The 26271-nt window shown below is 58.4% G+C and carries 29 protein-coding genes; 19 read left to right on the top strand and 10 right to left on the bottom strand.

Going from position 1 to position 26271, the window contains the following annotated elements:
- Positions 1–96: 96 nt before the first annotated feature.
- The 8 genes from WA411_RS13980 (at position 97) to WA411_RS13945 (ending at position 6289) form a co-directional block, all read left to right on the top strand.
- Complete coding sequence (locus tag WA411_RS13980; protein WP_228289982.1) at positions 97–423, top strand: putative signal transducing protein; 327 nt, start codon at positions 97–99, stop codon at positions 421–423.
- A 66-nt stretch (positions 424–489) separates the two neighbouring features.
- Complete coding sequence (locus WA411_RS13975) at positions 490–1182, top strand: SDR family oxidoreductase (RefSeq protein ID WP_291909655.1); 693 nt, start codon at positions 490–492, stop codon at positions 1180–1182.
- A 30-nt stretch (positions 1183–1212) separates the two neighbouring features.
- A complete protein-coding gene (locus WA411_RS13970; protein WP_291909652.1) occupies positions 1213–1971 on the top strand; it encodes an SDR family oxidoreductase in 759 nt (252 codons plus the stop codon).
- 4 nt (positions 1972–1975) lie between these two features.
- Positions 1976–2527: an RNA 2',3'-cyclic phosphodiesterase gene (gene thpR, locus WA411_RS13965; protein ID WP_291909649.1), complete on the top strand. Its 552-nt coding sequence runs from the start codon at positions 1976–1978 to the stop codon at positions 2525–2527.
- A 63-nt stretch (positions 2528–2590) separates the two neighbouring features.
- Positions 2591–4159 carry a bifunctional GNAT family N-acetyltransferase/carbon-nitrogen hydrolase family protein gene (locus WA411_RS13960; RefSeq protein ID WP_153634496.1) on the top strand — a complete coding sequence of 523 codons (1569 nt, stop codon included), beginning with the start codon at positions 2591–2593 and terminating at the stop codon, positions 4157–4159.
- Positions 4160–4182: 23 nt separating this feature from the next.
- The gene (locus WA411_RS13955; protein WP_291909646.1) at positions 4183–5703 is read left to right on the top strand and encodes a YdbH domain-containing protein; all 1521 of its coding nucleotides are present in this window, start codon (positions 4183–4185) and stop codon (positions 5701–5703) included.
- 41 nt (positions 5704–5744) lie between these two features.
- Positions 5745–5915, top strand: coding sequence for a YnbE family lipoprotein (locus tag WA411_RS13950; protein WP_227514567.1), 171 nt, complete (start codon positions 5745–5747; stop codon positions 5913–5915).
- A 29-nt stretch (positions 5916–5944) separates the two neighbouring features.
- The gene (locus tag WA411_RS13945) at positions 5945–6289 is read left to right on the top strand and encodes a YdbL family protein (RefSeq protein ID WP_136631634.1); all 345 of its coding nucleotides are present in this window, start codon (positions 5945–5947) and stop codon (positions 6287–6289) included.
- A gap of 27 nt (positions 6290–6316) precedes the next feature.
- Here the strand turns inward: WA411_RS13945 and rluF are convergent, their stop codons facing one another.
- Positions 6317–7255, bottom strand: coding sequence for a 23S rRNA pseudouridine(2604) synthase RluF (gene rluF / locus WA411_RS13940; protein WP_291909643.1), 939 nt, complete (start codon positions 7253–7255; stop codon positions 6317–6319).
- A gap of 134 nt (positions 7256–7389) precedes the next feature.
- On the opposite strand from rluF, the gene WA411_RS13935 reads away from it, so the two are divergent.
- The 3 genes from WA411_RS13935 to WA411_RS13925 all read left to right on the top strand — a co-directional run bounded on the left by WA411_RS13935 (position 7390) and on the right by WA411_RS13925 (position 9463).
- A complete protein-coding gene (locus WA411_RS13935; protein ID WP_069184212.1) occupies positions 7390–7785 on the top strand; it encodes a hypothetical protein in 396 nt (131 codons plus the stop codon).
- Positions 7786–7833: 48 nt separating this feature from the next.
- A complete protein-coding gene (locus WA411_RS13930) occupies positions 7834–8820 on the top strand; it encodes a CobW family GTP-binding protein (RefSeq protein WP_291909640.1) in 987 nt (328 codons plus the stop codon).
- Positions 8821–8923: 103 nt separating this feature from the next.
- Positions 8924–9463, top strand: coding sequence for a class I SAM-dependent methyltransferase (locus WA411_RS13925; RefSeq protein WP_370686086.1), 540 nt, complete (start codon positions 8924–8926; stop codon positions 9461–9463).
- On the opposite strand, the gene WA411_RS13920 is transcribed toward WA411_RS13925, so the two are convergent.
- The 4 genes from WA411_RS13920 to WA411_RS13905 all read right to left on the bottom strand — a co-directional run bounded on the left by WA411_RS13920 (position 9460) and on the right by WA411_RS13905 (position 13511).
- The gene (locus WA411_RS13920; protein ID WP_291909633.1) at positions 9460–10461 is read right to left on the bottom strand and encodes a PA2778 family cysteine peptidase; all 1002 of its coding nucleotides are present in this window, start codon (positions 10459–10461) and stop codon (positions 9460–9462) included. The genes WA411_RS13925 and WA411_RS13920 overlap by 4 nt on opposite strands.
- Positions 10462–10470: 9 nt before the next feature.
- Positions 10471–10872, bottom strand: coding sequence for a PA2779 family protein (locus WA411_RS13915; RefSeq protein ID WP_291909629.1), 402 nt, complete (start codon positions 10870–10872; stop codon positions 10471–10473).
- 107 nt (positions 10873–10979) lie between these two features.
- Positions 10980–12044, bottom strand: a complete 1065-nt coding sequence (locus tag WA411_RS13910; RefSeq protein ID WP_069184216.1) for a carboxysome shell carbonic anhydrase domain-containg protein — start codon at positions 12042–12044, stop codon at positions 10980–10982.
- Positions 12045–12062: 18 nt separating this feature from the next.
- Positions 12063–13511, bottom strand: a complete 1449-nt coding sequence (locus tag WA411_RS13905) for a phospholipase D family protein (RefSeq protein WP_291909626.1) — start codon at positions 13509–13511, stop codon at positions 12063–12065.
- Positions 13512–13670: 159 nt separating this feature from the next.
- Here WA411_RS13905 and WA411_RS13900 point away from each other — a divergent pair, with 159 nt between their 5' ends.
- Genes WA411_RS13900 through WA411_RS13890 form a run of 3 tightly spaced genes read left to right on the top strand, consistent with a single transcriptional unit; the run spans position 13671 to position 16436 of the window.
- Positions 13671–15320 (top strand): serine/threonine-protein kinase, encoded by a 1650-nt coding sequence (locus tag WA411_RS13900; protein WP_291909622.1) that lies wholly within the window; start codon positions 13671–13673, stop codon positions 15318–15320.
- Entirely contained in the window at positions 15320–16075 is a 756-nt protein-coding gene (locus tag WA411_RS13895; protein WP_291909620.1) for a protein phosphatase 2C domain-containing protein, read from the top strand. Before WA411_RS13900 ends, WA411_RS13895 begins: the two co-directional genes overlap by 1 nt.
- Before the next feature lie 10 nt (positions 16076–16085).
- A complete protein-coding gene (locus WA411_RS13890) occupies positions 16086–16436 on the top strand; it encodes an FHA domain-containing protein (RefSeq protein ID WP_069184220.1) in 351 nt (116 codons plus the stop codon).
- Between the two features lie 21 nt (positions 16437–16457).
- Here WA411_RS13890 and WA411_RS13885 read toward each other — a convergent pair whose 3' ends face one another.
- The 5 genes from WA411_RS13885 to WA411_RS13865 form a co-directional block, all read right to left on the bottom strand.
- On the bottom strand, positions 16458–17204 hold the full coding sequence (locus tag WA411_RS13885; protein WP_291909616.1) for a glutamine amidotransferase: 747 nt from the start codon (positions 17202–17204) through the stop codon (positions 16458–16460).
- 36 nt (positions 17205–17240) lie between these two features.
- Complete coding sequence (locus WA411_RS13880; RefSeq protein WP_209398551.1) at positions 17241–17966, bottom strand: YebC/PmpR family DNA-binding transcriptional regulator; 726 nt, start codon at positions 17964–17966, stop codon at positions 17241–17243.
- A gap of 87 nt (positions 17967–18053) precedes the next feature.
- A complete protein-coding gene (locus tag WA411_RS13875; RefSeq protein ID WP_291909611.1) occupies positions 18054–18854 on the bottom strand; it encodes an MBL fold metallo-hydrolase in 801 nt (266 codons plus the stop codon).
- A gap of 147 nt (positions 18855–19001) precedes the next feature.
- Positions 19002–19430 carry an SRPBCC family protein gene (locus WA411_RS13870; protein WP_069184223.1) on the bottom strand — a complete coding sequence of 143 codons (429 nt, stop codon included), beginning with the start codon at positions 19428–19430 and terminating at the stop codon, positions 19002–19004.
- Between the two features lie 103 nt (positions 19431–19533).
- Entirely contained in the window at positions 19534–20409 is an 876-nt protein-coding gene (locus tag WA411_RS13865) for an AraC family transcriptional regulator (protein ID WP_136631625.1), read from the bottom strand.
- Positions 20410–20570: 161 nt separating this feature from the next.
- Here WA411_RS13865 and WA411_RS13860 point away from each other — a divergent pair, with 161 nt between their 5' ends.
- The 5 genes from WA411_RS13860 to mmsB all read left to right on the top strand — a co-directional run bounded on the left by WA411_RS13860 (position 20571) and on the right by mmsB (position 26186).
- The gene (locus WA411_RS13860) at positions 20571–22064 is read left to right on the top strand and encodes a CoA-acylating methylmalonate-semialdehyde dehydrogenase (RefSeq protein ID WP_069184225.1); all 1494 of its coding nucleotides are present in this window, start codon (positions 20571–20573) and stop codon (positions 22062–22064) included.
- A gap of 93 nt (positions 22065–22157) precedes the next feature.
- Entirely contained in the window at positions 22158–23324 is a 1167-nt protein-coding gene (locus WA411_RS13855; RefSeq protein ID WP_291909602.1) for an acyl-CoA dehydrogenase family protein, read from the top strand.
- Positions 23325–23386: 62 nt separating this feature from the next.
- The gene (locus tag WA411_RS13850; protein ID WP_069184227.1) at positions 23387–24166 is read left to right on the top strand and encodes an enoyl-CoA hydratase; all 780 of its coding nucleotides are present in this window, start codon (positions 23387–23389) and stop codon (positions 24164–24166) included.
- 34 nt (positions 24167–24200) lie between these two features.
- The gene (locus WA411_RS13845) at positions 24201–25271 is read left to right on the top strand and encodes an enoyl-CoA hydratase/isomerase family protein (protein WP_136631622.1); all 1071 of its coding nucleotides are present in this window, start codon (positions 24201–24203) and stop codon (positions 25269–25271) included.
- 27 nt (positions 25272–25298) lie between these two features.
- On the top strand, positions 25299–26186 hold the full coding sequence (gene mmsB, locus WA411_RS13840) for a 3-hydroxyisobutyrate dehydrogenase (protein WP_136631621.1): 888 nt from the start codon (positions 25299–25301) through the stop codon (positions 26184–26186).
- Positions 26187–26271 lie beyond the last annotated feature (85 nt).

The following is a 26271-nucleotide window of genomic DNA, read 5'->3' as shown; positions in this document are numbered from 1 at the left end:
TACGTTATTGGCCCCTCATTGCGGGGCGAACTATCCTTTAGATAATACTCGCAGATTTGTCCCGGTTCTGCCCGGAACGGTCACAGAAGGAGTCGCGTGTTGCAAATTGCCTATCGGGCCAAAGACATAACCGAAGCCCACATCGTGGCAGGTCTGTTGGAAGCCAACGGTATTGAGGCTTATGTGGGCGGCCACTATCTCCAGGGGGCAATGGGCGAGATCGGTGCCGCAGGTTTCAGTAATGTCCATGTCGATGACGAGGATCTCTACCGGGCAAGACAACTGGTGTCAGAGTATGAGCAGACTTCCGGTGGCAGTGTCAGCCGCGCGGTCAGCGACGATGAGGATCGCCCCGACCACTACGCCCGCTGGTTCCTGTTCGCCCTCGCCATCCTCACCCTGATCCTGCTGCAGATCTACTGACTGATCGATCTGGTGTCAGCGGGCGTAGCCTTAACCACCTATTACAAGCAACAGGAGACGAATCTTATGGCAGACCAACCTGTAATGCTGATCACCGGCGCGTCGTCGGGTATTGGTGCAGAGACAGCGCGAGCAGCGGCGAAAGAAGGTTATCGTCTGGTGTTGGCGGCCCGTACCGAAGACAAGCTCAAAGGCCTGCAACAGGAACTGGGTGGCGAGGACACGGTGTTGACGGTGCAGTGTGACGTCCAGAGCGGTGATGATCAGAAGAACATGGTCGACCAGGCTCTGAAAGCCTTTGGCCGTATTGATGCGGTGTTCGCCAATGCCGGCCGGGGCGGTGAGCCGGGCGGATTCAGTGGCGCTGATCCTGAGGTCTGGAAGGACATGATCCTCACCAATATCTACGGTGTCGGGCTCACGCTTCAGCACTGCATGCCAGCACTCAGGGAGAGCAAGGGCCACTTGCTGCTTACCGGCTCTGCGGCAGGCCGTGCCACTATCCCCGGTTCCATGTACAGTGCGACCAAGTGGGCGGTTTCCGCCATTGGCTATGGTGTTCGTGAGGAGCTTCGTGGCTCCGGTATCCGCGTTACCCTGATTGAGCCAGGCATGGTAGACACGCCTTTCTTCGATGAACGTCCTGGCCACGCACTGAAGCCGGAAGACATTGCCAATGCGGTCATGTATGCCGTGGCGCAACCGGCACATGTGGATGTCAACGAGATTCTTGTCCGGCCCACGCCCAAGGTTGAGTAAATCAGCAGATCAGCCACAAGGGAGGTTGTTTTGAGCCAAACAGATCGCGTCGCATTGGTAACCGGGGGCGCTCGGGGCATCGGCCGGGGCATTGTACTTCACCTGGCCAATGCCGGTTGGAAAGTGGCGTTCTGTGATACCGACAAGGCCGTGGGTGAGCGATTGGCCGCCAGTGCCGAGCACCAACTGCGCTTTCTGCCAGGCGATGTGGCCTCGGAAACCGATGTGGAGCGTATCGTTGCCGAGACTCTCCGCTGGGGCGGCCGCCTGGACGCCGTTATCAACAACGCCGGAATCGCCAATCCGGAGACCGGACCGGTGGAGGAGCTGAGCCTTGAACAGTGGCAGCGTCGGCTGGATGTGAACCTGACCGGGCCGTTCCTGGTCACCAAACACTCGGTACCGCACCTTCGAAAAACGAAAGGCGCTATCGTAAACATGGCCTCGACAAGGGCGCTTCAATCCGAGCCAGACACGGAGGCGTATGCCGCCACCAAGGGAGGCATTTTGGCTCTGACCCATGCCCTGGCCGTGAGCCTTGGTCCGGATGTCCGGGTTAACTGTATCAGTCCCGGCTGGATCGATACCCGGGCCTGGCAGGGGGACTCAGAAGAGGTTGAACCGCTCTCCGAAACCGATCACTTGCAACATCCGGCGGGCAGAGTAGGGCAGCCCGGTGATATCTCCTCATTGGCGGCTTACCTGATATCGCCTGAAGCTTCGTTTATCACCGGTCAGAACTTCGTGGCAGATGGCGGCATGGTACGCAAGATGATCTACGAGGAATAAGGAATTGCCACGGATCTTCTTCGGCCTGGAGCCCCCCTCCGAAATCAAGGAGCGGTTGCTGAACGTCAGGGGCTCGGTGCCGGGCGCCAAATGGCAGAGTGCCGAACAATTGCATATCACACTGCTGTTCCTGGGTGGGGTGGAAGAGAGCCGTCTGGAAGCCGTGGTTGATTCTGCCCGTGCAATTCGACCAACCCCTTTCGAGCTGGAAGTCTCAGGCCTGGGCTGTTTCGGCCAGTCGCGGAGGCCGCGGAACCTGTGGGCCGGCGTGAAGCCGGAAGCGCCGGTGGCCGACATCCACGAGGCGCTTGGGCAGCGAATGGAGAAGCTCGGGTTTGAGGCGGAGCGCCGGTCCTTTCTTCCGCATATTACCCTGGCCCGATTCAAGCGACAGCCGGGCTCTGTTGAGCGCCTGCTGGCCGAACAGGGTGCATCTGTGTTCGGGCAATTTGCGGTAACCGAGTTCGCCCTGTTCGATAGCAAACCGGGCCCGGCAGGGTCTGAGTATCGTGTCATCGAACGCTTCCCGCTGAGTGGGCCCGGGGAACGGATTTAGCTTGACGAAAAGCCGTCGCTCCACCAAAGATGAGGGCAAATCAACGCCTTTGCTGAGGTGTCTATGTGTCCCCCGTTTTCCGATCCTGATCAGCGCCTGTATGTCCGCAATGCCACGCTGGCGGATATTCCCGGCATCATCCAGCTCAGCCGTCGGGTTTATGAAGGCACCGGCATGTACGGCTACACCAAGGGGCCGTTGACCGGTCAGATCAATACCTTTCCTGACGGACAGTTTGTTGCCATGCTTGGGGATACTGTGGTCGGCTACTGTGCCACATTCCGGATCGCCGAAGAGATCGCCCTGGCCGCTCACGACTGGACTTCCATAACCGGCAATGGCTATGCCTCAAGGCATGACCCGGAAGGCGACTGGCTCTACGGAATGGAAGTCTGTGTTGATCCGGAATGCCGTGGCTACCGCATCGGTGAGCGGCTTTACAACGAGCGCAAGCAGTTATGCCAGACGCTGGGGTTGCAGGGTGTGGTCTTCGCCGGGAGATTGCCGAGTCTGCGCCAGCGCCTTAAGAAGTTCACCAGTGTCGAAGAGTACGTCGAAGCGATCCGAAGCAAGGAACAGAAGGATCCGGTGCTGTCCTTCCAGCTTCATCAGGGGTTCGAGGTGCACGGCATCATTCCGCATTACCTGGACGCCGATCACGACTCCATGGGCTATGGCATTCACCTGGTCTGGCGCAATCCAAAAGTACCCCAATCCGAGAAAAACGGGCGCAGGAAACGGTACGGTCAGCGCATGCGCGATACCGTGCGAATCGGCACGGTTCAGTATCAGCAACGCCCGGTAGCGTCGTTCGATGAATTCAGTGAGATTGTCCGGTATTTCGTGGACGTTGTTTCCACCTACAAAGGCGACTTTGTCGTGTTTCCGGAGCTGTTCACCCTGCAGCTTCTGTCCATTGAGGCCCGCAAGGGCAGCCCCGCCGAGACCTTTGCCGCCGTTACTCATTACGCCGAGCGCTACCGCGAACTGATGCGCGATCTGGCGTTGCGCTACAACATCAATATTGTGGCCGGCTCCACCCCGGTCCGTGAGGAAGACGGCACCATCCGGAACATGGCGTACGTGTTTCTCAGGGATGGCCAGGTGTTCAGCCAGCCCAAGATCCATCCGACGCCCAACGAGGCCTTTTGGTGGAACGTGCAGGGCGGTAACCGGGTCAGCGCCATCGAGACCGACTGTGGCACCATTGGCGTGCTGATTTGCTATGACGCGGAGTTTCCGGAGTTGACCCGGCATCTGGTGGATCAGGGCGTGCATATTATCTTTGTGCCCTTCTGTACCGACGAACGGCAAAGCTATTTGCGGGTGCGCTACTGCTGCCAGGCCAGGGCCGTTGAAAACCAGGTCTACTTGGTGTTGTCCGGCAACGTGGGCAACCTGCCGAACGTTCCGAACATGGAAATCCAGTACGGACAGAGTTGCATCCTGACACCCTGCGACTTTCCGTTTGCCCGGGATGGCATTGCTGCTGACACGGAACCCAACGTGGAAACCGTCGCTTTTGCCGATCTGCGCCCGGAAGTGCTGATCACCGCCCGCAACAGTGGTACCGTGAAAAACCTTCAGGACCGCCGGCACGATCTTTACAGCGTGACCTGGCGCGGTGAGTGAACCGGATCGACAGGAGTGTCGTTTTGCCCGATAAAGGGTCCGTACAGCCCAGACGCATCGTACGTCGGCTTTTCTGGATCGGTGGCCCGGCACTGCTCGCCTGGCCACTGGCAGTCGCAGGCTGGTCTTTTGCCATTGATCAGGGCTCGATAGGCATGGCGTTGCCGGATGTCCGGTCTGCTGGTTGGGAAGTCAACGGAAGCCAGGCGGATATCAGACCCTCTGTAACGGCCGATAGTGATTCTGCGATTATCGAATTTGCTCCTTCCTCCCTGATTATCACGGAATATCTCGCCTATACCGGGGCGGAGCAGCCGTTGAAGTTCAACACCCTGCGCACAGACCTGAGCAATTCCACCGTTACATTGGACTATGGCGCGTCAGGCTCCTGGGCAGACCGCATTGCGATTGACGGCGATATCGCCGTTTCTGCCACCCGTGTTGAGCATCCGATCCTGTTGCCGCAGGCATGGAACTTCGAGGGAAGGGCAGAAGGTCGCCTTTCCGAACTCCGCGTCCAGGGAACCTTGGTTTCTGACTCTGGTTTCTCCGCCGATCTCGACGTTCAGCTTGACCCCGATGGCGGCGTTTCGGTTGCCATCGAGTCTGTTATCGACGGTAAACAGGGCGTTCGGGCCGTGGCAGACACTCTGTCTGGCTGGCCAGATTTTCTGACCGTCGATTCCGGCAATGCCCGCCTTTCGATGGCAGTTTCCACCGGCAGGGGCGGTGAGCTTGAAGCCAGTGGGATCGCGGATTTGCAGGATGTCGGGGGTGTGTATAACCGCACGGCCGTGACCGGTCTCTCCGGCCGGGTGCGGGTATCTCTGGAGAATTCGCAGGTGGCGGCCAGTTTCAGGGACCTGGCCGTTGGTGAGATCAATGCCGGCATCCCCGTCAGCTCGGTTCGGTTCTCGGCGGACTACAACGCCCCGATGACGGAACTGCAGGCCGGAACTCTGGAGGTTCAGCAGGCCAGAGCCCGGTTCCTTGAAGGTACGCTCAGAGTTCCTCCTGCGGTGTACGAGTTGGCAGGTGGCTCTGGCCGTATCCCCGTTGAGGTTGAGGATATCTCCCTGAGCCGTCTGATGGCGGTGTATCCAGCGGAGGGGTTGTCCGGAAGCGGGCGGCTTCGGGGGCGGATCCCGCTGGGTATCAGTGGCGACGGGGTGCAGGTGAGTGCAGGAACCGTGTCAGCAATCGACCCGGGTGGCCGTTTGCAGCTGCCGGCGGACAAGCTCCAGGCAATGCTGGGTGGCAACCAGGCCATGGATGTTGTGGTTCAGGCGTTGCAAAACTTTCACTATTCAGTGCTTAACAGCACGATAGACTACGATGAACAGGGTAAGTTGACGCTGGGCCTTCGACTTGAAGGCAAAAACCCGGAGCTCAGGGGCGGGCAGCCAGTCGTGCTCAATGTCAATCTTGAGGAAGACATTCCGGCGCTGCTGACCAGTCTTCAGTTGAGTGGCCGGGTGAATGAAGCCGTTACCAGACGTGTCCGGGAGTTGCTGCAGGAATCCGGTGAGGAGACAGCACCATGAGAAAGCCCTTGCGGCCCGAAAGGCCGCCATTTGCGAGAATAATGATGATAGCGATGCTGCCAATGGCCATGGCGGCCTGCACACCCACAGTGCAGATGGCGGCACCCAAAGAGCCGATTACGGTCAACCTGAACGTGAAAATCCAGCACGAAATCTACGTGAAAGTGGATAAGGAAGTGGATGACCTGTTCAGCGAACAGGGTCTGTTCTGACTGTACGCGGAAAGTTTGAGGGGTTAACGATGAAACGATTGATGCAGATGTTTGCGCTGGTTCTTGCGTTCGGTATCAGCGCCTCCGTTCTTGCCATGGGGCTGGACGAAGCCAAGCAGAAACTGGAATCGGTCAAGCAACAGGGGCTGGTTGGAGAAACGCCAACGGGTTATCTGGAGGTGGTGCGCGCCGAAGGGCAGGCCAGCGAAGTGGTGGAAGCCATCAATAGCGCCCGCCGGGATGAGTACAAGCGGATCGCTGAGAAACACAACATTCCCGTCACCCAGGTGGAGACCGTTGCGGGCAAGAAGGCCATCGAGAAAACACCGGCCGGACAGTACGTGCAAATGGGCGGCAAGTGGGTGAAAAAGTAGCCCGACATGGCCAGGTACAAGCCCTGGTTACCGTTTAACGCTCTTCTGCCTTGGTTTGCCGCCTTTGGGCCGTTTACCGGAGGTGGGTCTTTTGCCAGGCGTGGGTTTTCCTTTCGGGCCTGGTCGCCGAGCGCCGCCGGGCTTGCCCGGTGCTGATGAAGATCCAGGCTTTCGATTGGTCTGTGGTTTGGTCTTCGCCCCGGGCTTCTTTTTTGCAGGCTTGCCAGAGTTGGGCGGCGCCTCTGACGACGAATCCCGGATGGCTTCGAACAGCCCTGCCAGCTCCCTCTCGGTCAGATCCCGCCATTGGCCCACCGCGAGCCCTTTCAGACTGACGTTCATGATCCGGATACGTTCGAGTTTGGTAACCTCGTAACCAAAATACTCACACATCCGGCGAATCTGGCGGTTCAGGCCCTGAACCAGGGTGATCCGGAAGACAAATCGTGACTCCCGCGACACCTTGCACTTTTTCGTCATGGTTCCGAGGATCGGCACACCATTGGCCATACCCTCCACGAATTCCCGGGTGACGGGCTTGTCGACGGTAACCAGGTATTCCTTTTCGTGGTTGTTGCCCGCCCGCAGGATCTTGTTGACCAGGTCGCCGTTGCTGGTCATGAAGATCAGGCCCTGGGAGTCCTTGTCCAGGCGTCCGATCGGGAAGATGCGTTCGCTGTGACCCACAAAGCGCTGGATATTGTGTTTCTCCGCGCTGTCCGTGGTACTGACAATCCCTACCGGTTTGTTCAGTGCAATGAACACGAGATCTTCTTCAGCCCGTGGCTCGATCACCTGGCCGTTCACCTTGACCGTGTCACCCGGAAGCACGTGGTCGCCGACGGTCGCCCGATTGCCGTTGATGTAAACATTGCCTTGCTCGATGTATCGGTCAGCCTCCCGGCGGGAGCACATACCGCTTTCGCTGATGTATTTGTTGAGCCGGGTGGAATTGCCAGAGGTCATCGGGAGTCCGGTTGCCAGTGAGAATGTCGGGCATCATATCAGTCTGGAACACCGGTCGCAGCAGGGCTGGTTCTTTCTAACCGTCTCTGCCATTCTTGGCGGCGCCCTCAACCAATCAAACAAAAAAGACCATCATGGAAAAGACACGCATCACTATTGTTGCCGTTACCTGTATTGCCCTGTTCTTCCTGACCAACTACCTGTTCCGGTATCTGATCGGATTTACCGGGTTGTTGGCTTCATTGGTCATTGCGGCCCTGATTGCCGTCTACATGAGCTTCTCGGTGGCCCGGACCCTCGAGCGTTTGCCAATGCCGGAGGAGCGCTCACGGGCGCTATGGATTTATGGCGGTTTTCTCGGAGCCCTGTTCGTCGCTTTCGGCGCCTGGATGTTCCTGGATGCCGGGATGGATGCGGTCACCCTTGCCACCCTGTTTGTTCACTATTTGCCCTATCCGGCTCTCGCGCATGCGCTGCTATCGGATAAGGCCGTCGGGATGTTCCTGAAGAAGGATCGTCCTGGGGGATAAGGTGTTACAATATAACGTTTCGATTCTTCAAGGAGTGCCTCCGACGCCATGGCTCAACCTATTCCCACCAGTCTGATACTTGGTTTTCTCGGTGTCGGTAAAACCACCGCCATTCTGGATTTGCTGAAAAACAAACCGGAAAACGAGGTCTGGGCCGTTCTGGTTAACGAATTCGGCGAGGTGGGCATTGATGGCGCCATGCTGCAAACCGAGGGCGCCTTCATCAAGGAAATACCCGGTGGCTGCATGTGCTGCGTGGCCGGACTGCCGATGCAGATCGGGCTCAACCAGCTGATCCACAAGGCCAAGCCGGATCGGCTGCTGATCGAGCCCACCGGATTAGGGCACCCCTCCCAGATTCTGGATACCCTGACCAGCGAACACTACCAGGATGTGCTGTCGATGGGGCCGGTGATCTGCCTTGTGGACCCTCGCAGGCTCGAGGAGCCGAAAGTGCTGGGCAATGTCCAGTTCCGGGATCAGGTGGCTGCGGCAGATATTCTTGTCGCCAACAAGACTGATCTTTGCACTCCCGAACAACTGGCCCATTTCGATAACTGGGCGGCTCAGCTGGAGCCGGCTAAGCGGGCGATTCACCACACACGGTTCGGACAGCTTGCGCCGGGATGGCTGGACGGCCAGTCCGATGCCCTGCCAGTGACCAATCCGGACGCTCACCATCACCACCATCACAAGAACTCAGCGCCGGCCCCCGCTATTGATGACGAACCCTGGCAGCAGATCACCAATCAGGGGCAGGGGCACTTCAGTGTTGGCTGGCGGATTCATCCGAAACTGATCCTGGACGAGAACGCATTGCTGGTGATGGCCATGGACTCGGCGTTTGTGCGCTTCAAGGCGGTCGTTCACACAGTCGATGGCTGGCGGGCTATCAATGTTGTGGATGGTGCTCTGACCGTTATTCAGGGTGAACCGCAGGCCTATAGCCGGGCGGAAATAATCGCGTCTGATCAGATTGATGCCCGGGAACTTGATGCCCGCATGCGGGCGGCCGCAGGTCTGGATCCGAGGTGAACGAGTGAGCCTTTGTCCGGTATGTGAGCGGGGCAGTCTCTTGAAGTTCCGGGTGGTAAATACCCAGCGTTACCTTCGATGCAATGTCTGCCAGGCCACGGTGATGGATGCGTCCTGCCGGCTATCGCCCGAGCAGGAACGGGACATCTATCAGCTCCATGACAATGACCCGTCTGATGCGGGTTACCGGAAATTTCTCTCAAAACTGACGGAACCTCTTCTTGAGCGACTGCCACCGGGCGCCAGCGGCCTGGATTTCGGCTGTGGTCCAGGCCCGGCTCTGGCGCAGATGCTTGAGGCGGAAGGTATGGACGTCAGTCTCTACGATCCCTACTTTTATTCATCGACGTCCGTCCTTGATCAAACCTACGATTTCATCACCTGCACCGAGGTGGTCGAACATCTCTATGCGCCGGCTGCCGTCTTCAGGGATCTGGACCGGATGCTCAGGCCCGGTGGCTGGCTGGGGGTGATGACCTGCTTCCAGACCGACGATGACCGGTTCGACAACTGGCACTATCGCCGCGACCCGACCCATGTGGTTTTCTACCGGGAATTCACCTTCAAGCTGCTGGCCAACCGGTTTGGTTGGCATCTGGAGATACCGAGAAAGGATGTGGCGCTGTTCCGGAAGCCAGCCTAGGGCCTTTTTTGCGAGCACTCCGGTAGTGCAGGACAGTGTTCTGCGGATTTGGCATCGTCATGGCTCAGCAATTCCGACTGACCAAAACGATCCGGTGCCAGAGACGCAGCACACCGCGCAGCCTGCTTTGCTGTCCCCGAACAGCCGCTTTCCTGCAATGCGAAAGCAAGGTTGTTCCAGCCCTCGGCGAACTCCGGAAAACGTGTTGCCGCGCGCAGGAAATGGCCCCTTGCCTCATCCCGGCGGCCCAGTTTCCAGGCCAGGTTGCCTCTGGCCACGGTGGCCGTCGGTTGGTCTGGCCAGGTGATTTCGGCCGTCTCATAGGCGATGCCAGCGGCGGTGGTTCGCCCGGTTGTTTCAAGGTCATGGGCGGATTGCAGAAAACGAAGTGGTTTTGCGGTCGCAGGCACCCGGTCCGGCGGCAGAATGGTCACGGCCCAGTTGTCCGCCCGCCCCCAGGTGTTCCTGAAAACCTCCAGATCTATGGCCTCCCGCTTGCGGGTATCGGTATGGAGGATCAGGTCTCGCTCCTCCGAGTCGTAGCCCATGACAACTGCAAAGTGCCATTGGGGCCACCAGTCGAATCTCAGATTCTGCATCACCAGCACCGGGTTGCCCGAGTCGATTTCGACCAGCAGGCTCTCGAGCTCTCCATCCAGCGGGTAAACCAGCATGCCGTGCGCCCGCGCGGCGGCCACCATCTCGACCTGAAGGGACCCTTCGCGACCGGGGATGTAGACGAGTTCTTTAAGGATGTCGGGGTCGGTGTGAAGTCCCTGGCTATTGAGCATCATTGCCAGGGACGCCGGCCCGCACTGATACTTCTCCTGCGGGTAGAAAGGCACATCGTCCAGAGTAACCCGATCGGGCCTTGAGAGCTGGTCGTCTTTAGGTGACGGCCATTCTGGCGTGCTCGCACAGCCAGCCAGCAGGCTGACCGTCAAAAACACGGTCAGCCCGCCGGAAATGGCTTTCAGTCTGGAGAACAGGACTGTCACTGCCCGCTGCTAGCGGATGCAGTTCACGAACGGGAAGATGTTCGTGGCGCAGAGCATATCGGTGATGATGAACACCAGCAGGAACAGCACAATAATGCCGACAACACCCTGCCCTGCAGGTGCTTCGGCAAGCTGACGCTCGAAATCCGCCAGTTCCGCCGGCGTGAGGTTCTGGATGCGTTCCTTGACCTGGTCCTGGCTGACCCCGAGGTCTGCCAGCTTGGCCTGAACGTCCTGTCTGTCGAGCATGCTGATAAGCTCTTGCCGATCCAGTTGAACCTGTTGTTGGCCGATCATCTCGCCGGTTCCAACCATGCCGGCAGTAGCGGTAGCCGACCAGACAGAGCCCAGCGCCATCATCATCGCCATGAAAAAGGAAACGTACCTCAGGTGTTTGCGAATGCCTGACATGATTCACTCCTGTTATTGGCTACTTCCGCTGTAGCTGATGTGTTGGGTCATGTTGCACTACTTTCACGATAGATCAGTCTGTTGCGTTCCCTCAACCTACAAAATGTTCATGATCCCCGGACTTCAAGCTTGCGCTCCGGCCAATGGAGGATCGCTGAGCGAGTAACCATCCTGGTGGCCAGCTCAGGAAAAGCCTGGCGGATAACCTCGGCCCCGAAGTCTGCCAGGAATGCCGATTTCAGTTCCGCCCGGGCTTTCTGCGTGCCCGGCTCCTGATAGGGCGCAGAGCAAAGCAGCAGGAAACCATCGTCGGGAATCCGGCCGCTGTCCATATTGCTTTTGATAATCCCTGCCGCCTGGCGGATGGGGTGAGATAGATCCGGACTGTAGGGACCAATGATCAGGGCCACGTTCGGCGCGTGCAGGAAATCGAATCCCCGGCCGAGGCAGATTACCCATTCCCGGTGCTCGATGTTCAGCTCCCGGTCAAACTGGCGGATCTCGTTGACGTGTCGGATATTGCCCTCAACCAGGGGCAGCAGATCGCGTTGCACCGGTTCCGGCATATCCGGACAAAGGGATGCGATTTCGGAGGCCATGTCGTCAAGTCTCGACACAGGAATGGTGGACAGATCCAGCGTTCGCTCCTGGCTACCGTGCAGAACCAGCGCATCCTCGTCACTCTCGAAACCACATACCAGGGGATAGACCGTGCGGTGGCCGTTCCCGAACAGTTTTTCCACCTGGCTGCGGATCTGGAACGCATGGCGCATGGCGGCCTCACGGTCGCAGTCAAAGCCGGCGCAGCCCCGTTCCCGTAAACCTTTTGAGTAGTGATAGGTAATGATGATCAGCACCCGGCGCCCCTGACTGACTGCCTGCTGTACCGTGTCCGCAAGCATGTCGCCCAGATAGGGCCAGCCCAGCTCAAAGATGCCGCCGAGATTCCTGAAGGGGTGTATGACCCCAAGGGGCGTCTGGGTCACGTAGGGCAGGTGAATGCGACCGTCCATGCACTTCATGGCAATGATCTGGGTGTTGTGCTCCGCCAGGTAACGCTGCCTGGCCAGATGGTTTTCCGGACTGCAGAAGCTGGCCGAGTGGGCCCGGCTCAGTTCCATCAGCCAGTCGATCCGTTCTGAAATGGGGCGTGCATGTACCGGTGTTGTCATGGCTGTGTCCTGTGATGTTCAGAAGGTCGACAGGCCGGTGGCCTCCATTATCCGGTAGCGCCAGTAGCGAAGCCTGGATTCATCGGCCCAGTCCTCGTAGGGCAGGCTCATTACCGGATCGTCCCCGGACCCTTGTTGCCATTGTTGGTCGAAAAAGTCTCTGGCCCGGGTGGCAACCTGCGACTGGTCGGCCACCGACACCCAGACATCGGCTTCGAGATTCAGGTCGTCAAGATTGCGCCGGGTAAAATTCGCCGATCCCAGCAACAGCTCTGTTGCGCCGTTTTGTTTGCCCAGCAACAGAAGCTTACTGTGACATTGCTCGCCCAGGGTATTACACCAACGGACGGGAACGCCTGCCCGAACCAGTTCCATGGCTACCTGTCGATTGGGAATGCCACTCTTCTGGTGGCCGAAGGCCTCGTTGTTGGCATCAAGCAAGACCCGCAGCGCCACGTTCCGTTTTGCCGCATCTATCAGGGCTTCGACGATATCGCGGTGGGAAAGATAGAACATGGCCATATCCAGTTGGTCGCCTGCTGAGGCCTTTCGAATCATCGCCAGGGCCTCATCCAGGATGGCTGATTCTGTCAGCACTGCCACCCGGGGCATTGCAGTGTCATCGGGTGGCGCAGTCGCTTCTGAAACCTGACTGATTTGCTCATCGATCGGTTGGGTGTTGGCGCCGGACATGGCGAGCACGGCACGCTCGCTTTTCAGCAGATCAATCACCGCCGGGCCCTTGAAACTCAGCCCCAGGTTGCTGTGCCGGCTGCTGCCGTCGTGGGGGTTGGCCGAGGTAACAATGGCTCTCAAGGAACCGGCCTCATCCGCAACTACAACCTTGCGATGATTGGCCTTGAAGTTCAGCAGCGCGAGGTAGCTTCGAAGGGTAACGGGCCTGGTGCCCAGGGCGTTGTCCAGCCAGCCGTCCCGTGGGTTGTTTCCGAACCACTGGCAACACAGGCGCCAGATCGCAGACCAGGTCGGGTTGCTGTCTCTGAGTGGACGAAGCGCGGTCTCCACAACTGGAATGCCACCATTACGCAGGGCCTCGAACCAGGGTGAGATAGTGCCGCCGTACATGGTGTTCAGAGGATCGGAGATCACTGTGATGGAGAGCTCCGGTTTTTCTGCCTTCCTGGCCAGCAGTGCCTCCGTCAGTTGTTGTGCCAGAGGGCGGTGGGCGACATTCTCCGGTGCGGTGCTGTTAAATAGAAACATGTCGACGAGAATGAACTCGTTGGCCTGTCCCACAAGCCGGAACACCTCGTCGAAAATTTCATGGTCGCGCTCTTCCCGGCCGTCCTGATAGTGACGGGTGACGTCTGTCAGCAGGACGGGTTCCTCCAAAGGCACAGCGGTTCCACGATAGCTGATGCCCGGTGGCAGTGGCTTTTGTGTGTGGTACAGGCCGATGCCGGCCAGGGTGAGCAACAGCAGGAGAATCAGTAACTTCAGTGTCATGTGTGTATTTCCATCATCCCTGAGGTAAACGACGGCATAACTATACGTGACCTCTCTCTCAGGTAAACAAACACTTACAAAAAACACCCCGGCCGTTGTATCGAAGTTCCGCCACGCTTCCTAAACTAGTCAGATCAACCATTTATAACAAAGTTGCCTGTGAACGCCATACTCTCTTTCATTCCGCGCCTGTTCAGTTTGCGGGCCGTTATTCTCGTTCTGGCTGTTGTGTTTGCCCTGATGGGTGACCAGCTTGCTCTCGTTGGCTGGGCCGACCGCGCACTGTTCAGCATTTTCGGCGTGCCAGACGGCTCTGACCCGTCCACGATTGTCCCGCAGGAGGCATTCGGGCCGGCTATGGCTGATCGGGGCCTTTCGGAACCACTCTGGTCCGACATGGCAGTGACCGCAGGGCTGGCGATTGCGGCCCTGTATCTGGTGCTTGCTATCCCGGCGATGGGCGCAGCCGTTTCCCTGCCTGTCACGCTTTTGCTTGGCGGCTCGCTCGTGGTGATCCAGGCCGCGTTGATGTTCTACCACAACGTCTGGGTTCCGTTTGGCGTTGTGCTCACTTTGCTGGTGGTTGGTTATGTGGTGATGCTGTTCTGGCTGCAGCCACGGAAACACATCCGTGTACTGACAGACAATGTGCGCGATGCGCGGCTGAAGCTGGCCAAGGTGTTTCTGCAGCAAGGCCATACAGACGAGGCCCTTGAAGCGCTGGATCGCTGCCCCGACTGTGAGAGCGAGATCGAGCTGCGCTACGATGTCGCCATCCAGCAAGAGCGCAAACGCCAGTACGACAAGGCGGTCAGCACCTACCGCAGTATTCAGGAACGAAAAAAAGGTTTTCGGGACACCGCCGCGAGGCTGTCGGCACTGGAGAAGCTCGCACCGGATAACTCGTTGGTGCAGGGAGGGAGTTTCGACAACACCCGCACCCTGTTGATGCCGGAACCGTCAGTGAGTCGCCCGACCCTGGGGCGCTATGAAATCGAGCGGGAGATTGGTCGTGGTGCCATGGGTGTGGTCTATCTGGGCAAGGATCCGAAGATTGCCCGAACCGTTGCTATCAAGACCCTCAGCTACCAGGCCTTTGATGATGGCCAGCTGCAGGATCTCAAGGAGCGATTCTTCCGGGAGGCAGAAGCCGCTGGCCGCCTGAGCCACCCGGCTATCGTTACCGTGTACGACGTGGGCGAGGAGGCCGACCTCGCCTACATCGCCATGGACCATGCGAAAGGGCGGCCCCTCAGTGAATTCGGCAGATCCGGCCGGTTACTGCCCCTGCCCAGGGTGCTGGATATCGTTGCCCGAGTGGCAGACGCATTGGCCTACGCCCACAGCCAGAAAGTCGTCCATCGCGACATCAAACCCGGAAATATTATCTTCAATCCCGACTCTGGCGACATCAAGATCACCGATTTCGGCATTGCCAAGATTTCCGATGACTCCCGAACGCGCACTGGGGCGGTCATGGGCAGCCCGCTGTATATGTCGCCGGAACAGTTGAAGGGCCAGAAGGTCACCGGAGCTTCTGATATCTATAGCCTGGGCGTGACCCTTTACAAGCTGGTGAGCGGCGAAACGCCCTATCAGGGCGACACCCTGGCCAACCTGACCTACCAGATTCTTAACAAGCGCCCGCGCAGCGTCCGCGAGTTCAACCCGGATCTGCCAAACGGGGTGGTCCGTCTGATCAACAAGGCCATCCAGCGAGAGCCGGACAAGCGCTTTGCCAGTGCAGCAACCATGGCAGAGGCTGTGCGTCGTCTGGCCGTTCGCGAAGCTGGCCAGGAGGTGTCCTGATGCGCTATCACGTTGCTGGTCAGAGTCACCGGGGAGCCGTGCGGGAGTCGAACCAGGACGTTGTCGACTGGCGGATCAATGATGCCGGTGATCAGGCGTTACTGGTGGTTGCCGACGGCATGGGTGGGCATCAGGGGGGGGAGGTCGCCAGCCGTCTGGCAGTTGATGCCGTTATCGAATCCCTGGAACCGGCCATTGCTGGTGCCGCGTTCGACGGCACCGATGGTGCCATCCGGGAACATCTGGAGAGGGCCTTCTCGCTGGCCAATGAGCGGATAGTGAACCGCCGTTCCGGGGACCCGAAACTTGAAAAGATGGGCACCACACTGGTGGTGGCATGGGTGATTGATGATCAAGCGCACATTGCCCATGTCGGCGATTCCCGGTGTTACAGCCTGCGTAGCAGTCAGGCGGTATGTCTGACGCGGGACGATACCGTGGTCCAGAATATGCTGGAAGACGGCAGCATTACCGCGGCGGATGTGCCCAATGTGCCGTTCCGGAATGTTCTGACCAGGGCAGTGGGAGCAGTGGAGCAGGCGGATCCAAGTTATCGGCGTGAGACCCTTGAAGAGGGGGACGTGCTCCTGCTGTGTTCCGATGGGTTAACCGATTCGGTCCCGGAATACCGGTGGCTTGAGATCCAAAAGGAAAGTGGCGGCATGGAGCGCACGGTTCAGGCACTGATTGATGCCGGCCTGGCAAACGAGGCTGGCGACAATGTGTCTGTGGTATTACTGACGTTGGAGTATTGAGGAAACTGACATGGCTTCGCTTTCGCAACTGGTGGATAACGTGGTTGTTACCACCTTTGAACTCGGGCAACCGGAAACCCGCATCGGTCGGCGCCCGGATAACGATATCCAGATCGATGAGATTTCCGTGAGCGGTCAGCACGCCCTGATAGAAGCGGTGCCCAACGCCTATCTTGAAGGAACGGTGGATTACTACATCACCGACAGCAACAGCACCAATGGCACCTTCGTGAACGAGCTACGGGTTGCTGACCGGCAGCGCCTCAACAGCAACGACATGGTGCGCATTGGCTGGAACGAGTTTCGCTTTATCGACGAAGAAGAGCAGGCGCTGGAAAAAACCGCTTACATCCTCGACTGACAGGAGCGGTTGCTGCCCGTTTTACCGGATCCGATCCTGGACAAATCGGCTGAAACGGGACAAAAGTGAGGACGCGTCTGGCGCTGGTTTTACCCCGGCGATCAGGGCCTCGGCATCCAGCCCCTCCCGGGCCAGGTCCGGCGCCTGTACTTTCAGGTAGGCACTCATAATGGCGTCCGTGAACTCCGGATGGAACTGCACGCCCCAGGCGCAGGGGCCAATTCTGAAGGCCTGGTGCGGCTCGAACCGGTTACGCCCCAGCAGCACCGCGCCTTCGGGCAGGCGCAGTACGGATTGCCGATGCGTCAGCTGTGCCGGGAATGTCTTTGGGAGGTCGCGGAACAGGACATCGGAGGCGGCTTCTGGGAGAAGTTCAATCTCGTGGGTGCCGGTTTCCCGGCCATTCGGATGGTAACCCGCTTCCCCGCCCAGCGCGTGGGCCAGTAACTGGTGGCCGTAGCAGACACCCAGTACCGGCACTTCACTTTTCACAGCCTTTGCCAGCCAACGACCCGCGTTTTCGCTCCATTCGGCCCGGTCGCTGACCATGGCAGGCGAGCCTGTCACCACAATGCCGTCCCAGTCCTCCGGGTTGCCCGGCAGTTCGCCGGCTTCGGCGTTGGCTACAGTGATCTCCAGCTCCTTTGAAAGCCCCCGCAGGAACCATTCGTCAAAATCGCCAAACTCTGCCCGAAGGTCCGGGTAGGTGGTTCCTGTTTTCAGGACCACTATACGCGCTTTGCGGATTGCGGGAGCGTTCTTCTGCATGGTGTTATCTTCCTGCATGGCCGGAGGCCGGGCTGTTTACTGGTCTGGCAGCTCGGCATTGTGGAATACGTTCTGTACGTCGTCCAGCTCGTTCAACATGTCCAGGAATTTCTCGAACAGGGGGATATCATCACCTTCCACCAGCGTGGTGGTTTTGGGCAGGAACTGGATTTCATCCACCTCAAAATCGATGTCTTCAATGGCGTCCACCAGCGCCTGACGGGCTTTAGCGTATTCGGTGTTCGGCGTGAACACGGTGATCAGACCGTCTTCATTTTCGATGTCGGTGACATCCACATCCGCTTCCATCAGCGCCTCGAGAACGGCCTCTTCATCCTCGCCCTTGAACGCAAAGATAGCGCTGTGGTCGAACATGTGAGACACCGCACCGGGCGTTCCGATCTTGCACTTGGTTTTGGTGAAGGCCAGACGCACATCGCCAAAAGTGCGGTTCGGGTTATCGGTCAGGCAGTCGACAATTACCATGCAGTTGCCCGGTCCATAGCCTTCGTAGCGAGCGGGGGAATAGTCCTCGCCAGCGCCACCCTTGGCTTTGTCGATGGCTTTCTCGATCACGTGGGAGGGCACTTGGTCTTTCTTGGCCCGCTCGATCAACCCGCGCAGGGACAGGTTGGCCTGGGGGTCGGGGCCTCCGGACTTGGCGCTCATGTAAATCTCGCGGCCGTACTTGCTGTAGACCTTGGTTTTTGCCGCAGCCGTCTTGGCCATGGATTCTTTGCGGTTCTGGTAGGCTCTGCCCATCTGCGCTGCCTCTTGGTTCTCTGGAAAAGGCCGGATTTTACTCAACATTGCCGGTTTGGGACAGGCTTATTTGGCAACCGTTCTGGCCTAGACGTAATCAACCGGTCGGCGATAGTTATCCTGTGTCATCAGGTCGATACCGCACTCGATGTCGCTGACCCAGTTCAGGAAGCGATCAACCATTACTGGCCCTTCAAAGCGTTTGCCATGCTGGGGCACGATCATCGAAACGTCCACGTCGCGGACCATGTTGGCCCACAGTCTGCAGACCTTCTGAGACGCGATGTAGCGCCGATGGAAGCCAATCATGCTCGGTATGTGCTTGTCGAAGTCTTTCACTGGCAGATGATCGTCCTCACCACCCAGCGAAGCTCCAAGGTCGCCGGAGAAGAGGATCTTGGAGACCGGATCGTAAAACTGAAGATTGCCTACCGAATGCATGAAGTGGGCTGGCAGGCACTGCAAATAGGACTCGCCAAACTTCACATTGGCACCGGCATCCGGAATGCTGACGATGCGGTCGTACACGCTGCCACTGAGCTGATTGGTCACGTAGCTGGAAACCAGGTGCGGAAGGAACCGTGCCCATAGTTTCGAGGTGACGATTTTCGCGCGGGTATGAACAATCCAGCGGTCGATGGCGCCAATGATGTCCGGGTCCTGGTGAGAGGCGAACACGTAGTCCATATCGCGAATGTTCATATAACGAGACGCGGCCACCGACAGGGGAGTGTAGGTCAGGTCACCGCCCGGATCGATGAGCGCTTCGTGTTTTCCGTCGACAATCAGGAACTGGTTGGACTGGACGCCCTCGCCGGTCACCAGGGAATCGAACATCAGGCATTTGTGGTGTCCATTATCGAACAGGACAATCGGCTCGGCTGCCATTTCGGTCTCCCGCTGAATACAGTGTGGTCCGGCCGGAATGGCCGGATATTGCAAGCTGCGCGGAGATTACAAAATTGACAAAAGCCAACTATTGCCTCAGGTCAATTCTCTGATATTCCTCAAGTAACGATTTGTTGTTGCCGACCATCAGGCCAGCCGGGGCACCCGTTTGATCCCGCGGCGAATGCCCTGCTCCAGGGCGCTGCTGACCACCTTGCCGGTAAACGGCACGATGTCTTCGAAGGTGATGGTGTAGTTCACCCGGGTATGACCTTCAGGCGTGTCCTCGAACCGGATACGGCCAAGGTGATTGCGGATCGGACTCATGCTGGTGATGGTGTACTCGATCAGTGAATCCGGCTCGAAGTTGGTCACGGTTTCTTCCAGGCCCACCGGCCCAATGCCGATCTTGCGAACGGAACCAATCCCGTTCGGGTCGGCCTGGTCGCTGTCCTTGATGCGTTTGACGGGCGCACCCAGCAGTTTTCCAAAACGGTGGTGGTCGGCGAACAGGGCAAACACCCTTCGTCGCGGTACATCGAAGGTTTCATCAATTTCTATGGTGTACATGGCCATCAGCTCACTCTTTTTGTCGTTTGATATACCAAGCCTAAACCCTTGGCTCCTACAACAAAAGTCGTAGAAAGCGGCAGGTTTCAATCTGGCCCGGTCTGACCGTTCAGTGCCGCGCAGTATGCCGGTAGTCCCGGGGCGACTGGCCCATTACCTTTTTGAAAAGCCGTGAAAAATAGTAGGCGTCGTCGTAGCCCAGCCGTCGGCTGATGTCCGCAAAACTCAGGCTGCTGGTATCCAGCATCTGGCAAGCCCGCTCTACCTTGAGGTGCAGGAAGTGCTGGATCGGGGAGGTTCCGGTCTGCTCCCGATAGCGGGTGGCGAAATGGGCGGGGGACAGGCCGGCAAGGTCAGCCAATTGCTCCAGGCTGATACGCTCATCCAGGTGCTCCCGCATATAGTTGTGGATGGTTTCCAGCTCGGCCTGCCGTTCATGCCCGGTCTCGTCGGCGTTGATCGGAACCGCCGCTAACAGTTGCCGTAGCCGGTTGGCCGCGTGGATAAGGCCGCGGGCCCGGAAACCGGTCTGCCGCACCGACAGCAGACCATTGAAGTCAACCAGAAGCCGGGGTTGGCGGCCCAGGTGGCGAATGCGGGTCGGGCCGTCAAAACCCATATAGTGTCGGAAATCCTCAGCCAATGGTCCGGTGTAGTGCACCCAGTGAATGGTCCATGGATTGTCCGGATCGGCGGTATAGCGGTGGTTGGCGCCGGCCGGCAAAAGCAGCAGGTCGCCAGCCTCCACCGTGTAGGGCTCACCGCCGACGTTCAGGAACGCCCGGCCCTCGGTACAGTAGATCAAAAGATTGTCGTGATGGTGCTCCCGGTGCATATGGTGGCCCACGGCGCGCCGATAGTGGCCGAACGCCAGCGGGTAAAGATCCCGGGTGAGCGGATGGCTCGCCAGCAGTCGGATGATTGGTTCAGGCACGACGTAGCGAATGCTGTCTTTGGGCACCGGCCACTGTGAGGTTTGGGTCATTTCAGGTCTTTTGTTTTTAGGCTTAATCGAAAGATAGTCCATTACGGGCGAAATTTAGTCAATCACCCCTTGGTCGATCCCGTGCTAGCCTTTGGTTAAACGTGGCCGCAACCCTTTGGTTCTGGCCGGCTTCCCGCACAACAACAAACAGGGACATCAACATGAAAAATGTACCGCTGTATCTCGCAGGTGAGTTCGTCGATAGCCAAACCAGTGAATGGATCGACGTTACCAACCCCGCCACCAACGAAGTGATCGCCAAGGCGCCGTGCACCACCGATGCGGAAATGCGTAAGGCCATCGAAAGCGCTGGCGAAATGTTCAAGACCTGGAAGGAAGTGCCTGTCTCAGAGCGCGCCCGGGTTATGCTCCGTTACCAGGCTCTGCTGAAAGAGCATCATGATGAGATCGCCGAAATCCTGGCGCAGGAAACCGGCAAGACCTTTGATGATGCCAAAGGTGATGTCTGGCGTGGCATTGAAGTGGTCGAGCACGCTGCCAACGTCGCTTCAATGATGATGGGCGAAACCGTTGAAAACGTGGCCCGCGAGGTGGATACCCATTCCTGGATCCAGCCGCTGGGCGTATGCGCGGGTATCACCCCGTTCAACTTCCCGGCCATGATTCCGCTGTGGATGTTCCCGATGGCCATTGCCTGCGGCAACACCTTTATCCTGAAACCGTCCGAACAGGATCCGCTGACCCCTATGCGCCTGGCAGAGCTGTTTGAAGAAGCCGGTGCGCCCAAGGGCGTTTTGCAGGTGGTTCACGGTGGCAAGGAGCAGGTTGACGTACTGCTGACTGATCCCGCCATCAAGGCCGTTTCTTTTGTAGGTTCTGTGCCAGTCGGCCGTTACATTTACGAAACCGGCACCCGCAACATGAAGCGTGTACAGAGCTTTGCCGGCGCCAAGAACCATATGGTGATCCTGCCGGACGCTGACAAGCAGCAGGTGATCAATGCCCTGGTTGGTGCTTCAGTAGGTGCTGCCGGCCAGCGCTGCATGGCAATTTCCGTCGCCGTTTTCGTGGGCGAAGCCCAGCAGTGGATCCCCGAGCTGAAAGAAGCCATGGCTAAAGTGCGTCCCGGCGCGTGGAACGACTCCGGTGCCAGCTATGGCCCGATCATCTCCGCCAAGGCGAAGGACCGCATTGAATCTCTTATTGCGACTGGCGAAGCCCAGGGCGCCAAGCTCCTGCTGGACGGCCGTGGTTGCACAGTAGATGGTTTGCCGGACGGCAACTGGGTTGGTCCGACGCTGTTCTCCGGTGTAACCACCGACATGGACATCTACAACGAAGAGATCTTCGGCCCCGTGCTGTCCTGCGTCGAAACCGACACCCTCGGTGATGCCATCGAACTGGTCAACAAGAGCCCGTACGGCAACGGTGTGTCCATCTTTACCAGCTCCGGCGGTGCCGCACGTCGCTTCCAGCATGAAATCGATGTAGGACAGGTGGGCGTGAATATACCCATTCCGGTGCCCCTGCCGTTCTTCTCGTTCACCGGCTGGAAAGGTTCCTTCTACGGTGACCAGCATGCCTACGGCAAGCAGGCGGTTCGCTTCTACACTGAGACCAAGACGGTTACCTCCCGCTGGTTCTCCAGTGAAGCAACCAGCACCGAAGCTAACTTCTCTATCCAGTTGCGTTAATTGCGTTGAAGGTGGGGTATTTGGGCCGGAACCTGTTTCCGGCCCCTTGTTTTCCCTGCCCAATGCCAAGCCTTCTCTATCTGGAGCGTAACGATGGACTTTAACCTCACCGAAGATCAGCTGGCGTTTCGCGAAGCGGCTCGGGCGTTCGCTGAAAAATCCATGGCTCCCCATGCGGCGAAGTGGGATGACGAGCATATCTTTCCGGTCGATGTGATGAAGGAAGCCGGAGAGATGGGTTTCATGGGTATGTACACGCCCGAAGCACTCGGCGGCATGGGCCTTTCCCGTCTGGATACGTCGGTTATCGTGGAGGAACTCGCCGCTGCGTGTCCTTCAACCGCTGCGTTTATCACCATCCACAATATGGCTACCTGGATGGTCGCCAGCTTTGCGTCTGATGATCTCAAGCAGGAAATCGTGCCTAAGCTCGCCAGTGGCGAATGGCTCGCCTCCTACTGCCTGACCGAGCCGGGTGCCGGTTCAGACGCGGCCAGCCTTCGCACCAAGGCCGTGCGGGATGGCGACAGCTATGTGATCACCGGCAGCAAGGTATTTATTTCCGGCGCCGGTGCCACCGATATTCTGGTGCTGATGGCCCGGACCGGAGCGCCGGATTCTGGTTATAAAGGCATTTCCACCTTTGTGATTCCCGCAGATGCCGATGGCATTTCCTACGGCAAGAACGAAGAAAAAATGGGCTGGCACAGTCAACCGACCCGGATGATCAGCCTCGAGAATGTCCGCATTCCGGCCAGCAACCGGGTGGGTGACGAAGGTGATGGGTTTGCCATCGCCATGAAAGGCCTCGATGGCGGCCGGCTGAACATTGCTACCTGCTCCCTAGGCGGTGCTCAGGCGGCTCTTCTCCGCGCCCGAAACTACATGCATGAGCGCGAACAGTTCGGCAAACCGCTGGCGGCTTTTCAGGCCTTGCAGTTCAAGCTGGCCGACATGGCCACCAATCTGGTTGCCGCGCGGCAGATGGTTCGCCTTGGCGCGTTCAAGCTCGACAACGCCGATCCGGAAGCGACACTGCACTGTGCCATGGCCAAGCGTTTCGCCACCGATGCCTGTTTCGAGGTAGTCAACGAAGCGCTGCAGCTTCACGGCGGCTATGGCTACATTCGCGAATATCCGCTTGAGCGTTACCTGCGCGACCTGCGAGTGCACCAGATTCTGGAAGGCACCAACGAAATCATGCGTCTGATTGTTGCCCGTCGCCTACTCGATGACGGCGTGGCTGAGGCAATTCAATAATCATAGAAATGGGGCCAGATGACGATTTCGTCTGGCCCCATTTTCAGGATGAGGAATAAGAAATGAGTGACCTGATTCAGCTCGAAAAACGCGGACACATCGCGGTACTGACTATCAATAATCCACCGGCTAACACCTGGACAAAGGATTCCCTGATTGCCCTGACGAAAATCGTCAATGAACTGAACGAAGACCGGGACATCTTTGCTCTGGTGATGACCGGGCAAGGCGAGAAGTTCTATTCCGCCGGCGCCGATCTGAAAACCTTCGCCGATGGCGACAAGGCACGGGCCAATGAGATGGCTCAGTTGTTCGGCGAGGCGTTTTCCACGCTGGGCCGCTTCCGGGGTGTCTCCATCGCTGCAGTGAACGGGTATGCGATGGGTGGTGGCCTGGAATGCGCCATGGCTTGCGACATCCGCATTGCCGAAGAGCACGCCCAGATGGCGCTGCCCGAGGCCGGCGTTGGCTTGCTACCCTGCGCCGGTGGTACCCAGAACCTGCCCTGGTTGGTAGGTGAGGGCTGGGCCAAGCGGATGATTCTGTGCGGTGAGCGGGTAAAAGCTGATACCGCACTGCGGATCGGCCTGGTTGAGGAAGTGGTGCCGAGCGGACAGAGCCTTGATAAGGCGCTGGAGCTGGCGGAAATGGCGTGCCAGCAGAGCCCGTCGTCTACCGCCCGGTGCAAGACCCTGGTAATGAGCGCCCGTGATGGCCGCAGCCACGACGACGGCTGGCGCATGGAGCGGGAACTGTTTGTCGAGCTGTTCTCCACCGAAGACCAGAAAGAAGGCGTAAACGCATTTCTCGACAAGCGCAAACCGGAATGGAAAAACCGCTGAAGCCGGCTGGAAAAGGCTGGCTCAAGGACCTGTTATGAGTGATCAACCCATTGTCTTTGAAGAATGGAAAACGGGCGACGGCACGCTGATCGCCGTGGCCCGATTGAATACGCCGAAGGCGCTGAACTCGCTTTCTCTGGAGATGATCCGGTTACTGACGCCACAACTGAAGCGCTGGGCGGAAGATCCCGCAATCCAGGCTGTCTGGTTGGAATCCGAAGGCGACAAGGCGTTCTGCGCCGGTGGAGACATCGTCGCGCTGTATCGCAGCATGACTGAACCGCAGGGTGCAAGCGAGGGCGAGGCGTTCTTCAACGAGGAATATGAGCTGGATTACCTGATCCATACTTTCCAGAAACCGATCGTATGCTGGGGACATGGCATCGTGATGGGTGGCGGCATGGGCATTATGGAGGGCGCTTCCCACCGGGTGGTGACCGAAGGCTCGAAACTCGCCATGCCCGAGATCACTATCGGCCTGTACCCCGATGTCGCCGCCGGCTGGTTCCTTAACCGGACCCCCGGCCGCACAGGCCTGTTTCTGGGGCTGACCGGCGCCCGCCTCAACGGTGCCGATGCAGTTTTCACGGGGCTGGCAGATCGCTTCATCCGGCATGATCTGAAGGCCGATGTTGTTGCTGCACTCTGCAAGCGTGACTGGCAGGGCGAGGATCCTCACGCCGTGGTTGGCAGCGTGCTCCGCCAATTCGAGCGTGAGAGCATCGATGCCATGCCGGAATCACCGGTTCGTACGCATTTCGATGAGATCAACCGGGTAACCGATGCGGACTCCCTGGAAGCAACGGTTAGCCAGTTGAAAGAACTGTCCGGAGGCGACGGATGGGTGGCAAAAGCAACCCGCTCCCTGGCGAGTGCGTCACCCACATCTCTGGCTCTGGTCTGGCGGCACCTGCACGGTTGCAAACACAACAGCCTGAAAGAGGTGCTCGATAAGGAACTGGTACTTTCCACCAAGTGCCTCACCAAGGGCGAATTCGCCGAAGGTATCCGCGCGCTTCTGATCGACAAGGATCAGCAGCCCCGCTGGCGCTATGCGTCTCTTGCGGAAATGGATAGTGCGTGGATCGACGACTTTTTTAGCTGATCTATTACAAGAACAAGGAGAAAAGACATGGCAAAAATTACCTTCATCGGCCTCGGTAATATGGGCGGCCCCATGGCCAGCAACCTGGTCAAAGCCGGCCACGAGGTCACCGTATTCGATCTGTCCAAAAACGCTGTTGCCGCCCTGGTGTCCGAGGGCGCCAAAACGGCAGACACCGCCCACGAAGCAGCCAACGGCGCAGAGTGCGTCATCACCATGCTGCCGGCCGGCCAGCATGTGGAAGCGGTATACCTGGGGGACGATGGTCTGCTGGCAAAACTGCCGGCCGGCACCCTGGTGATTGATTCTTCCACCATCGCACCGGAAACAGCCCGTGGCGTTGCCGAAGTTGCACGAGCCAAGGATATCCCGTTCCTTGATGCGCCAGTCTCCGGCGGTGTTGGTGGTGCCAAGGCCGGCACCTTGACCTTCATTTGTGGCGGCTCGGAAGAGGCTTTCAACAAGGCCAAGCCGATTCTCGACGCCATGGGCAAGAACATCTTCCACGCCGGTGATCATGGTTCCGGCCAGGTGGCCAAGATCTGCAACAACATGCTGCTGGCCATCCTTATGTCCGGTACCAGCGAAGCGCTGGCATTGGGTGTGAAGAATGGGCTTGATCCGGCGGTGCTCTCGGAAATCATGAAGCAGAGCTCCGGTGGCAACTGGGCGTTGAACGTCTATAACCCCTGGCCGGGAGTGATGGAAGGTGTACCCGCGTCCCGTAACTACGAAGGCGGTTTCCTGGTGAACCTGATGACCAAGGATCTGGGTTTGGCCTTCGACAACGCTGTGAAGAACCAGGCCTCTATTCCCATGGGCTCTCTGGCCCGTAACCTGTTCCAGCTGCACGCCGGGCAGGGTAATGGCAGCCTGGATTTCTCCAGCATCCAGCGGCTTTACAAGCCTGAATAAAGATTGGGTAAGGACACGATCAAAACGCCGGACGGGCGCTACCTTGTAGTTAAGGGGCGCCTGTGGCGTTGTTCGAATCCCGGTC

Source organism: Marinobacter sp. CH_CUG1437-1 (assembly GCF_037029655.1).
Lineage (GTDB): Bacteria > Pseudomonadota > Gammaproteobacteria > Pseudomonadales > Oleiphilaceae > Marinobacter > Marinobacter salsuginis.
The sequence above is the reverse complement of the archived record's forward strand: the minus strand, read 5'-3'. Positions and strand labels throughout refer to the sequence as shown.